10 protein-coding genes are annotated in these 12,345 nt (G+C 36.6%); all 10 read left to right on the plus strand.

Annotated elements, in window-relative coordinates:
• Positions 1 to 39 precede the first annotated feature (39 nt).
• The 10 genes from wecB to ACRD6K_RS19340 all read left to right on the plus strand — a co-directional run bounded on the left by wecB (position 40) and on the right by ACRD6K_RS19340 (position 11,735).
• Positions 40 to 1,305: a non-hydrolyzing UDP-N-acetylglucosamine 2-epimerase gene (gene wecB, locus ACRD6K_RS19295; RefSeq protein WP_430974579.1), complete on the plus strand. Its 1,266-nt coding sequence runs from the start codon at positions 40 to 42 to the stop codon at positions 1,303 to 1,305.
• Between the two features lie 252 nt (positions 1,306 to 1,557).
• Entirely contained in the window at positions 1,558 to 3,090 is a 1,533-nt protein-coding gene (locus ACRD6K_RS19300; RefSeq protein WP_430974580.1) for an MATE family efflux transporter, read from the plus strand.
• On the plus strand, positions 3,090 to 4,454 hold the full coding sequence (locus ACRD6K_RS19305; protein WP_430974581.1) for a Coenzyme F420 hydrogenase/dehydrogenase, beta subunit C-terminal domain: 1,365 nt from the start codon (positions 3,090 to 3,092) through the stop codon (positions 4,452 to 4,454). The genes ACRD6K_RS19300 and ACRD6K_RS19305 overlap by 1 nt, the downstream gene beginning before the upstream one ends.
• Positions 4,451 to 5,596, plus strand: a complete 1,146-nt coding sequence (locus ACRD6K_RS19310) for a polysaccharide pyruvyl transferase family protein (protein ID WP_430974582.1) — start codon at positions 4,451 to 4,453, stop codon at positions 5,594 to 5,596. The genes ACRD6K_RS19305 and ACRD6K_RS19310 overlap by 4 nt, the downstream gene beginning before the upstream one ends.
• The gene (locus ACRD6K_RS19315; RefSeq protein WP_430974583.1) at positions 5,593 to 6,567 is read left to right on the plus strand and encodes a glycosyltransferase family 2 protein; all 975 of its coding nucleotides are present in this window, start codon (positions 5,593 to 5,595) and stop codon (positions 6,565 to 6,567) included. Before ACRD6K_RS19310 ends, ACRD6K_RS19315 begins: the two co-directional genes overlap by 4 nt.
• Before the next feature lies 1 nt (position 6,568).
• Entirely contained in the window at positions 6,569 to 7,732 is a 1,164-nt protein-coding gene (locus ACRD6K_RS19320) for an EpsG family protein (RefSeq protein ID WP_430974584.1), read from the plus strand.
• A 93-nt stretch (positions 7,733 to 7,825) separates the two neighbouring features.
• The gene (locus ACRD6K_RS19325; protein WP_430974585.1) at positions 7,826 to 8,905 is read left to right on the plus strand and encodes a glycosyltransferase family 4 protein; all 1,080 of its coding nucleotides are present in this window, start codon (positions 7,826 to 7,828) and stop codon (positions 8,903 to 8,905) included.
• Positions 8,906 to 8,907: 2 nt separating this feature from the next.
• A complete protein-coding gene (locus tag ACRD6K_RS19330; protein ID WP_430974586.1) occupies positions 8,908 to 9,417 on the plus strand; it encodes an acyltransferase in 510 nt (169 codons plus the stop codon).
• Between the two features lie 169 nt (positions 9,418 to 9,586).
• The gene (locus ACRD6K_RS19335) at positions 9,587 to 10,285 is read left to right on the plus strand and encodes a WecB/TagA/CpsF family glycosyltransferase (RefSeq protein WP_430974587.1); all 699 of its coding nucleotides are present in this window, start codon (positions 9,587 to 9,589) and stop codon (positions 10,283 to 10,285) included.
• 796 nt (positions 10,286 to 11,081) lie between these two features.
• Positions 11,082 to 11,735 carry a PQLLE family protein gene (locus ACRD6K_RS19340; RefSeq protein ID WP_430974588.1) on the plus strand — a complete coding sequence of 218 codons (654 nt, stop codon included), beginning with the start codon at positions 11,082 to 11,084 and terminating at the stop codon, positions 11,733 to 11,735.
• Positions 11,736 to 12,345 lie beyond the last annotated feature (610 nt).

Genomic DNA, 12,345 nt, shown 5'->3' on the forward strand with positions numbered 1-12,345 from the left:
ACTGACCACTGACCACTGACCACCATTAAAAAAAACAACATGACACAAAATACAACAACCAAAAGACGCGTCCTCTTGGTCTTCGGAACGCGCCCCGAAGCCATTAAAATGGCGCCATTAGTCAAAGAATTTGAAAAGCATTCTGAGCAGTTTGAAACCTTGGTATGTGTTACCGGGCAGCACCGCGAAATGCTTGACCAAGTGTTGCAGTTATTCGAGATCAAACCACAATACGACTTGAACATTATGAAAGCCGGTCAGGATCTCTATGATGTAACCTCCCGGGTATTACTAGGTATGCGTGACGTTTTAAAAGAAGCCCAGCCAGACTTGGTCCTGGTTCATGGCGATACAGCCACTTCTACCACAGCGGCATTGGCTGCCTTCTACCAGCAAATACCGGTAGGCCATATCGAGGCTGGCTTACGGACGCATAACATTTACAGCCCTTGGCCAGAGGAGATGAACCGACAACTCACCGGTCGTTTGGCGAGCTATCACTTCTCCCCCACACCACTCAGCAAACAAAACCTGTTGAATGAAGGCGTAAAGGAAGAAAACATCCATATAACAGGAAACACCGTGATTGATGCCCTTTTTTGGGTGATCGATAAGATGAAAAAAGATGAAACCCTGGAAAAAGCCATTACTGAAAAGTTAGTAAACTTTGGCTTACCCTCTGAAAAGCTCCAAGCTTGGACTAATTTAAAACGAGTGAACAGTGAACAGCAGTCAGTGAACAGTGAAACCCCATCACCGACCACCGATCACCGAAAACTCGTCCTCATCACCGGGCACCGCCGTGAAAACTTCGGCCAAGGATTTATCAACATGTGCGAAGCCATCAAAGAACTGGCCGAGCAACATCCTGATGTCGACTTTGTGTACCCCATGCACCTCAACCCCAATGTCCGCAATGCCATCACTCAGGTCTTCGGAGACCACGTCATTGCGAGCGAAGCGAAGCAATCTGTCAGCAACACCTACTTCATCGAGCCCCTCGACTACCTTCCCTTTGTTCACCTGATGTCCAAAGCCTACCTGGTACTCACCGACTCAGGCGGCATCCAGGAAGAAGCTCCAGGCTTAGGGAAGCCCGTACTGGTGATGCGCGACACCACCGAACGTCCCGAAGCCGTTCAAGCTGGTACCGTAAAACTGGTAGGAACAGAAAAAGCAACCATCATTCGTGAAGTTTCTGACTTAATCAATAAAACAAAGGCCTACGAAGCCATGTCAAAAGCGAATAATCCTTATGGAGATGGGATGGCGTGTAGCCGGATTATAGAAACGTTGAAAAACTAATTCCACCGCTGGCGCACATTTGCAATGTGTGCCTCAGCCTGCTGGGCTAAATTTAAACGAACTTAAAAAATCCATGAAATTTTTGTTTTTGTAAGACAAAGCACGGATTACAAATCCGCGCAACAAAGGATTATTAGATGTTAGTATTATCAAATAATTTATTGCCTTACAGGCAATGACACCGATTGCAAATCGGCGCCAGCGAGGGGAAATAACGATTGCAGATGTATTCTTTTAACTTTTGCCTTAACAATGTCATCTTCCGAAAATAATAAGCGAATAGCTAAAAACACCGCCATGTTGTATTTCAGGATGCTGCTAACAATGGCAGTTTCCCTATACACCTCACGTATTGTGCTGAACACACTGGGCGTTGAAGATTTTGGTATTTACAACGTGGTTGGTGGCTTTGTAACCATGTTCGGATTTCTGAACAGCGCCATGGCCTCGGCTACCCAACGATTTTTGGCTTTCGAAATCGGGAAAGGAGATAAAATTCAACTCCGCAATGTGTTTAGCATGAGTGTAAATATCCATTTTCTCATTGCCTTTCTCATTCTTATTTTAGCCGAAACCATAGGTTTGTATTTTGTAAACACACAACTCACTATTCCTCCCGAACGTATGATCGCAGCCCGTTGGGTTTATCAGTTTTCCATTCTGGCACTAATGGTAAACATGATAAGCGTTCCTTACAACGCCATAATAATTGCCCACGAACGTATGAATGTATTTGCCTGGGTAAGTATTGCTGAAGTAGGTTTAAAGCTCTTGATAGTATTTATGCTACAATGGTTTGGCTTCGACAAACTAAAGTTTTATGCCGTTTTAATGTTTGGTGTAGCGTTACTAATAAGACTTATTTATGGTTTGTATTGTGGGAAAAAATTCAAGGAAAGTAAGTTTCGTTTTTATTGGGACAAGCCTTTATTTAAGACATTAATTAGTTATGCTGGTTGGAATTTATGGGGAAATGCAGCCGGAGTTATTATGGGACAGGGAGTGAATATTCTGCTCAACATTTTCTTTGGTCCGGTGGTAAATGCTGCCCGGGGAATTGCTTACCAAGTTAGAAGCGCAGTGAATCAATTTGTACAGAATTTTCAAATGGCAATGAATCCTCAAATTATTAAATCTTATGCAGCTGGCGATTTAAAGTACATGCACCAATTAATCTTTCAAGGTGCCAAATATTCTTTTTTCCTCCTGTTTGCCTTGTCATTGCCCATAATGCTCGAAACCGAAATAATTTTGAAACTCTGGTTAAAAACAGTACCGGATTACACTGTTATATTTACAAGACTTGTATTAATCAATGTTTTGGTAGATTGTATTTCCGGGCCTTTAATGACAGCTGCTCAAGCTTCAGGTAAAATTAAACTCTATCAGGGAGTTGTTGGTGGCTTGCTAATTCTCAATTTACCTGTTTCGTACATATTTTTAAAGCTAGGCTACGCTCCGGAAATAACACTATATATAAGTATTGGAATTTCAATAATTGCTCTTCTAGCCCGATTGAAAATTATCAGCCCATTGGTCAAATTAGATATTCTCGGTTATTTAAAAGAAGTTGTATCTAAAATTTCACCGGTAATCTTAATTTCAATGATAATCCCAATTTTAATTAAATCCTTTTTACATGAAGGTTTTGCAAGATTGCTAATTATCACATTTTCCTCTTTAATAGTTGTTGGAATAACAATATATTTTGTTGGTTTAGAAAAAAACGAACAAAACTTTCTAACCAATAAGTTAAAACAAGTTCTTGCAAAACTTAAAGCATAATGAACATACCCAAAGTTATAAAAACAGTAGTTAGCAACGACCTTTGCATTGGTTGTGGCCTTTGTGTTTACAAATGCCCAAATAAGGCGTTGGAAATGAAATGGAACGAATATGGTTTTCTAACTCCGACACTATCCGGGAATTGCGATACAACCGGAAATTGTGTTTCTGTATGCCCGTTTAATCCCTGCCCCGATGATGAAGTTAAAACAGAAATCGAAATAGCAGAAATATTCTTAAAGGCCTCCCCAAGCTATCATCCTAAAATTGGGAAATACCATGGAATTTATGCAGGCTATTCAAAACAATATCGTTTAACCTCTTCATCCGGAGGAATAGCCACTTATGTATTCACCGAGTTATTGAATAAAGGCATTGTAGATTATATCTTCTCCGTAAAAGAATCAAACCAATCAGGCGTACATTACGAATATTCCATAAGTAGTAGTAAAGAAGAATTATTGCATGCTTCAAAAACGAAATACTTCCCGGTAACACTGGGTAACGTAATGCCAAAAATTAATGAATTGAATGGGAAAGTGGCTATTGTGGGCGTGGCCTGTTTCATTAAAGCAATACGCTTAGCCCAACACAAGGAACCACAACTAAAAGAAAAAATACCGTTCTTAGTTGGAATTATTTGTGGTGGCGTAAAAAGCCGTTTTTTCACGGAGTATCTTGCCAGTAAAACAGGCGTTCTAACCGAAAACATCGATAAACCACAATTTAGAATTAAAGATTTTAAAAGTACTGCTGGCGATTATTCATTCGGCTGTATAAACAAAAAAGATAGCAAAGAGCACACCATTAAAATGCGCACTGTTGGCGATATGTGGGGAACAGGCATGTTTAAAGCTAATGCCTGTGATTTTTGTGATGATGTAACCACGGAACTTGCTGATATCTCCCTGGGCGATGCATGGTTAAGACCTTATGATCAAGATGGATTGGGAACAAATATTATCATAACACGTTCCAAATTGGCAGAACAACTTATTAGAAATGGTAAAGAAAAAGCTGAATTAAGTGTGGAAAGCCTCCCCCTTCAATTAGCCCTAAAATCTCAACAAGGCAGTTATAACCACCGGCATCTCGGCCTTGGATATAGAATCAACAGACAAAAAACACCAATCCCCCCAAAACATTTTGATTCCAATCAGATTACATTTGATTTCAAATTAGTGCAGTTATTAAGGCGAAAAACAAGACATCAAAGCTTGGAAATTTGGAAATCATTCCCGAACGCAAAAGACTTTGACAAGAAAATAATTAGAGTACTAAAAATACTTCGATTAGCAACCAGATTATACCATTATAGAAAAGCAATTACACTTCCGATCAAACACGAAATGAAAAAAAAATGAGGATATTGATTCTAACGCAGCCTCTTAGGACAAACTATGGCGGACTTCTTCAGGCTTTTGCATTACAAAAAAAAATAAAGGAGCTGGGATATGATGTTGTCACAAACAATTCTCCATTTAAAGAAAGAAGATTATCTTTTAAAATTGTATACATAATATATCGGACTCTCAGAGGGGGAATATTTAGAAATAAACATTATTTACCTATTATTCCAAATTTTCTAACTAAATCAAAATACAAGTATATAGCACAAAACACGGATCATTTTATAAAAAACAACATTAATACAACAGATTTTTTTAGTGGGAAAAACCAGCCAACTAAAACCGAAATAAATAAATACGACGTTTTTATTGTGGGAAGCGATCAGGTATGGCGGAAACGCTATTCCAATCTGCACAACTATTTTCTGGGTTTTCTTAATAAAAATACCAATTCGCTAAAAATTGCTTATGCTGCTTCTTTTGGAACTGATAACCTTGCAGAATATAGTAAGAACGATAAACGTAAGTGTGCAAAATTAGCACAACTATTCGATCGAATTTCTGTTAGAGAAGACTCAGCTCTTAAAATCTGTAAAGACCAGTTTTGTATTAATGCAGAACAAGTGCTCGATCCAACGCTGCTTTTAGAGAAGAAAGAGTACCTTGAAATTATCAAAGAAGAGCCGGAAAGAAACGATAATACACTGTTATGTTACATACTCGACAAGACAAATGAAAAACAAGTAATTATTGAAGAAATAAGTAACAAGTTAGCTCTTACTTCTGTCAATAACATGCCAATTGAAACGTTTAATGGCAAAAAGGAACAAAATATTAGCAATTGTATTTTCCCATCAGTATCGAAGTGGTTGGCTGGTTTTAGAGATGCCAATTTCGTGGTAACCGATTCTTTTCATGGAACCGTATTTGCTATTATTTTTAATAAACCTTTTATTTCAATTGGCAATAAAAAAAGAGGAATAACTCGTTTTACATCGTTGTTAAAAATATTTGATTTAGAGTATCGATTAATATCTACTGAAGAACAGTTATCAGATAAGCACTTCCAAAAAATTGATTACACCAAAGTAAATACACTAAAAACTCAGTGGCAAAATAAGTCCATACAATTTTTACTATCAAATCTCAACAAATGATCCAATTAAGTGTAATCGTACCAATATACAATGCCGAGAAGTATTTGCCCAAATGTATTGACAGTATATTACAACAGTCTTTCGTTAATTTTGAGATACTTCTAATTAACGACGGTTCGAGTGATAATTCCGGCTTAATATGCGATACCCTTGCAAAAAAAGACAAGCGTATTAGCGTATTTCACAAAACTAACGGCGGTGTTAGCTCTGCAAGAAACCTCGGAATAAACAAGGCCCAGGGCGAATGGATTTGTTTTATTGATTCTGACGATTGGATTGAGCCAGGTTATTTTGATGTTTTAAACGACAAGGATTGTTCAGATTACAACCTTATTCAACTAGGAGTTAAGGTTTTAAATATTTCGGACAATAGTATCATAATTCGCAGTCGCAAGAATCAGAAAATTTCACGATCAGACTTTTTCGAAAAAGAACATTTTTGCTCCTACTCTGTTTGCTATTTTTATAGACGTCAAAAAATCAATTCACTAAAACTACGATTCAACCCTACCATTAAATTTTCCGAAGATAGGGAATTCATTATCAAAATGGCTTTAGGTATTGACTGTATCAAGCAAACCAGTACATCACTGTATATATATCGGCTAAACGACAGTTCTGCTACAGTGAAGAAACGAGCCTTTGAATATTTCTTTGATGATTTAAAAGTATTGGACGAGTTTATTAGTTATAAAAGTAAAAACATTAATGAGCTTTCTATCTCTGAATCACGCTTTATTGCAAAACTTCTAATAAACAGTTACATATTAGTTATATGTAAAAACTACTCAAAAAATATAACTACAAAAAGAATTAGTAAACCGTTAAAAGTCAGATTAAATAAATTAGAAAATCTCGGAATTTTCGAGAAAAAGGAGCTTATTCTGTATCGGCTTTTTACCATTTTTCCAAAATCATCAGTAGTGGCTTACAAATTTAAACAACTATTAAAACTTATCCGGAAGATATAGAATGGTTCTTAGTTTAATAATATACTCATCCATAATTCTTGTGCTTTATTTAACTGGCAAAGAGAGTGCTGCCCGATATCGCAACTTAAATTATTCTGCATCAATTATTTTTAACTGGCGAAACTTTATTCCCATTACTTTTTTTGCCTTTATTATGGGCCAGCGATACGATGTTGGAATTGACTACTTATCGTACCTCGAGTATTATCAAAACATAAGTAAAGATTACCTATATGTTAGAGAAGATATGGAACGAGGATTCCGATTCATCGCAAAAACAATGTCAGAATTTGGGTTTCACTTTTTCTTCTTCTTTTTTCTATGTTCCTTTATTCAAATATTTTTCATTTACTTAACCATAGTAAAGACGAAACAGCTTGAAGTATTGCCTTACATTGCTTTAACGTTAATAGGTAGTATGGAGTTTTTGTCCTGGACCAACGGGATACGACAAGCTATAGCGGCTTGTATAATAGTTTTCTCAACCTATTACATACATGAAAAGAAGCTTATAAAATTCACTATATGTGTTTTATGCGCATCCTTGTTTCACCAAAGCGCCATAATTTTTATTCCTATCTATTTTATTTATAACATCCGGCAACAATACTTTAACAAAATATGGCTACAGCTAGTTATACTTGTTATTAGTATATATATCTCCCGGCTTAATGTATTCGCAGATTATGTTTTGGCCTTCACCAGATTCTTTGAATTAATAAACTATAGCCATCGATTTAATGAATTTACGCTAACTCAAATTAGCGAATTTTACGCAGATGCTAAATGGGGAATTAGAAGTATTATACCAGTTTTGATTCTCCTAATTACTATTTTATATAGTAAAAAGTTGAAAAATAATTTTAATTCCAGACAATTAAATATGTACTACGATTTTTATTTCTTTTCCGAAATAATGTACATAGCAACTAAACAATCCTATTTAATACGCAGACCATTCATTTATTTTCACACCTTTGGATTTATTGCATCTGCCTATTTACTCAAATACCTCTATGATAACCGCAAAAAGAGCTACGTAAATTTATTCGCATTTATTTTTGTGATTTTTTTGTTCATAATGCTTATTCTTGTTAATATATACATCTCTTATATCAAACCCGAAAAAGGAGATGTCAGTTATATGTTTTTCTGGCTTAAATAATAAATTCTTGCCGGGGAATATATTATCAACTGTTTTGAATTAGAAACAGTCCTAACTACTTTTAAAAAAAATATCTAAAACAATATTGCCAAAATGAAAAGCATATTTGTTGTTTCGAATATGTTTCCTTCAAGGAAACATCCTTTTTATGGAATTTTTGTTAAAAACTTTATTGACGGTTTTAGATCAGAGAAACTGTTGAGAGTAAAGAACACTGCGCTCATAAAAGGGAAAAAAAGTAATAGCTTAAAAAAACTAATAGCTTATTCATATTTATCTGTAAAAATTATACTTAAGGGAGCTTTATTTAACCATGACATCATCTATGTCCATTATCTAAAATATACAACCTTTTCTACTTTTTTTATAAAATTGATAAAACCAAAGGTAAAACTTGTTTACAATGTTCACGGTAGTGATATATTAGATAATGATAGTAGTAGTATTAAAATAAATGCATTTAAGCAAAGAGTACTAAATTCTTGCGATGCTATAGTTGTGCCATCAAATTACTTCGCTGAAATTTTCAGAACAAATTTTCCACAATTTAATTCTAAACTCTTTATATCTCCTTCTGGCGGAATCGATGAGAAACTTTTCTTCAAGGACAAACATAATATTACCAAGAATCAATTTATAATAGGATATATTGGTAGAATAGATAAAGGAAAAGGAATAGAAACACTATTAAAAGCAACTGAGCTAATAGAAAGCAAGAACATAGACTTTAGAGTCGATATTGTTGGATCTGGAGCACTTGAAGATAGATTAAAAAAAGAGCTAAATGATGAAATTAAGACTAAAATTCGTTTTCATGGGGCAAAACCACAAAGAGACCTTCGAAGGTTTTATAATAACTTTGATATTTTTGTTTTTCCTTCTGAAAGATTAAACGAGAGTTTAGGATTAGTTGGCCTTGAATCAATGGCCTGCGGTACACCTGTCATCGGCAGTAGCATAGGAGAGATTAAAAACTATATAAAAGATGGCTATAACGGATATCTATTTAATCCAAAAGATTACAATATGTTAGCAGAAAAACTATTGTATTTCAATGGGCTCAATAATACAGAAAAAGATCAATTGAGTTCAAATGCCATAGAATTATCAAAAAAGTATGGCAACCAAACTGTTCATAATAAATTATCTAATTTTCTTATAAACTTGAAATAAATATGAAATTTGTGTACTTATCCTTTTATTATTTCTTTGCTTACAACCTCCCCAACAGCTTCTTCCCTTTGGGCTCATTGTTCAACAAAATAAGGATTAAAACACTAAGAAGGATAATTACAATTGGTAAAGAATGTAAAATCCAATCAAAGGTATATATAGGTAAGGGTAGCAATGTAAGCATTGGAAATTATTGCCAGATTAATGAAAACTCTAAACTTGATAATGTTATTATCGGAAGCTATGTAATGATTGCAGCAGGAACTACGATACTTGGAAAAATGCATAAATACTCTAGTCGAGAAATTCCAATGGTACTTCAAGGAGAGTCAGTAATAAAACCAACTATTATAGAAGATGATGTGTGGATAGGTACAAACGCAATAATAATGCCTGGTCTAAAACTATCAAAGGGAAGTATTATTGGGGCAGGTAGTGTACTCACCAAATCAACAGACCCCTATTCGATATATGGAGGTGTACCAGCTAAGTTTATAAAAAAAAGGTCTTGACTCTCAAGTTGCATGTTGAATACCATTATTTTTTATATTCTAACCGCAATTATACAATATTTAAAGGCATTTTGAATATTATCTAAAAAATGTACAAAAATATACATGCGCTGGAGCAATGCCTTTATGTTCTATGCCATGTCATACTATTTATTAAATACAACACTGAATGAATAGCACCAACATCAACAAGCTTAACGTTTATGCGTTTTCATCCCGTAAGGAATTAATTAAATACGTTTCAAAAGAAAAGAAAAGCTTGATTGCCATTAATGCAGAAAAAATATTGCACGCCAATGAGCAAACCCGCTCATTAATCAATCTGAATATAGGTTATGCTGATGGAGTTGGTGCGGTTTGGGCTTTAAAGAAAAGAGGATTTAAGCAAACCATTAAAATTCCGGGATGTGAATTGTGGTTGGATATTATAAAAGAGTTTTACCAGTCAAAAACATTTTACTTAGTTGGGGCAAAAGAAGAAGTGATCACCGCTACCATCGAGAAGCTTCATAAAACATATGCTGGAATTAACATTTTGGGTTACCGCAACGGATACATCAAAACGGAAAACGAACAGGCTGAACTGATTCAGACAATCGCGTCGTTAAAACCCGATATTATCTTTGTTGCCATGGGCTCACCTAAACAGGAATTATTAATGCAGGAAATGCAACAATTACACCCAGCCATATACCAGGGTTTGGGAGGAAGTTTTGATGTGTATGTCGGAAACGTTGAACGTGCTCCTGCCTGGTGGGTAAAAAACAACCTGGAATGGGCCTACCGCCTGATCAAACAGCCTTCCCGTATAAAACGACAGATTCATTTAGTACGTTTTGCTTGGCTACTAATTACCAAACAAATATAATCCACTCTTCTGTTTCTCATTACCCCTCAAAAACAACGGCTGCCAGGTTATACACCGTTTAAATCCTCCGACCTGTCAGCGTCGACAGATCATACAGCGTCCGAGGAAACAACAACCGAACTGCAGTTCGAAAACCGCGCCACCCATAACATTCCTAATCGTTCGGCTTTAGCCCCAATCAATCAATCAATCAATCAATCAATCAATCAATCAATCAAGGCCGACTTCCACCAACCCTAAAAAGTAGCATTTTGTCAAAATAAAACCTCCACTGCAATCAAAAATAGGTCCATTTTAAAAACAAACAGGTTGTTTTGTCACAAAAAGAGGTCCATCAGCAACAGAAAGAGGTACTTTGATCTTAAAAACAGGTCCATTTCCAACAGAAAAGGGTACTTTGGCCCTGGAAAGAGGTACTTTGCTCTCAGAAAAGGGTACTTTCAAAACACGAAGGGGTTGTTTACTGCCCAAATAGGGTAGAACGACTGGATTAGGCGTGCCAGCATCGTTTGGGAGTCACAGCTTGCTGAATGATATACGATCCATGGGGAAGCGAACCCCAAAAATAGCACATGAAATCCTCGTATTAGCCCGTCACATCACTACAAAAACATTACGACTAATACCTGCTGACATTACCAGCCCATCGCCGTGTTTAAGTAATGGATAAACTGACAATTACCCCAATACATAAAATTTACCTGGCGGTATTCTATGTTTACTAACACCTGTAAACTATTGCGATACCCCTCATTTTTAGTTATTTTAATGGAACTAATTTTAAATAAATCTAAAAATGAAAAATTTAACCATTAATGATTTCATGGACCGCTGTCGGATTCGCATTTTTAATGCCTACAGCGACCCCATCATCAATGCCCGCCTGGCGCCTTTTGGATTCGACGAAGCCAAACACCTGGCCAACCAGGCCTTGTACCAGGAAACACTTCAATTTGTTCAAAACCAAAAAAAGGAATCAGCCGAATGGGCTAGCGCTTGTACCGCTTACCGGCAAGCTCTGGAAAAAGCACGAAGCGATTTCAAAAGTATCCGGAAAAAGCTAGCCTATTGGTTACAGCCGGACGATCCGAAAGCCCAGGCTTTGCAACTCTACAACAACAATATCACGAAAATCAGTGATTTTGTGTTTACAGCAAAACATTTTTACAGCACGCTATTGGCCGATGCAGATACCCTGGCCCTACTCACTCCTTTTGGCTATACGCAAGAGGCTGTTACAGGCTTGGAACAAAAAATAAACGAACTGGATACCCTGAAAGAAAATCGGGAGAAGGAGGAAGGTGATTCGCAATACGCCACCAAATCCCGAAACGCCAAACTGGATGAACTGGATGAAGTTTCCGAACAAATTAAGGAATTAGGTCTGCTGGTCTTTGAAGACGACGAAGGTCAATACCTTGAGAAGCTAGGTATTCTGGTAAGATCCTGACAACACAATCAGCCCCGGCCCTTTTAGTCGGGGTTTGTTCTGTAGTCCACGACCTCTCCTGTAAGAATAAGAAAAAAGAGCGACTGATTAACCGTCGATTGCAACGGCAGCACCTTATCATTCGGCTTTAGCCAATTACCATTCCAACCTTCTAATCTTCCGACCTTCTAACATTCCAATACCAGATCGCTTCACCTTGTTCGCGATGACGAGGAAAAAGCGATCAGTGAACGGTGATGAGCGGTCAATGATCGGTAAACTGTCTGCCGCAATCCTTTCTGCGTCTCCAAGACCTGAAAGGTTTAAAACGCAAGAAGAAAGTGGTTAGGTAATTAAGTGAAAATGGAACCCCCTATCCATTCCAACATTCTAATCTTCTGACCTTCTAATCTTCAAACCTTCCAATATTCCGACCTTCTAATCTTCCAATATTCCAACCTTCCAACCTTCCAAGAGCAGATCGCTTCACCTTGTTCGCGATGACGGAAAAAAGCGATCAGCGAACGGTGATGAGCGGTCAATGATCGGTAAACTGAACTTGCAACAAAAAAGTGGACATTGAGTTAAGCTATGCTGCCAATTTTTGTTTATTTATTAATTCAGCAAATTC

The organism is Sunxiuqinia rutila (genome assembly GCF_050589705.1).
Classification (GTDB): domain Bacteria; phylum Bacteroidota; class Bacteroidia; order Bacteroidales; family Prolixibacteraceae; genus Sunxiuqinia; species Sunxiuqinia rutila.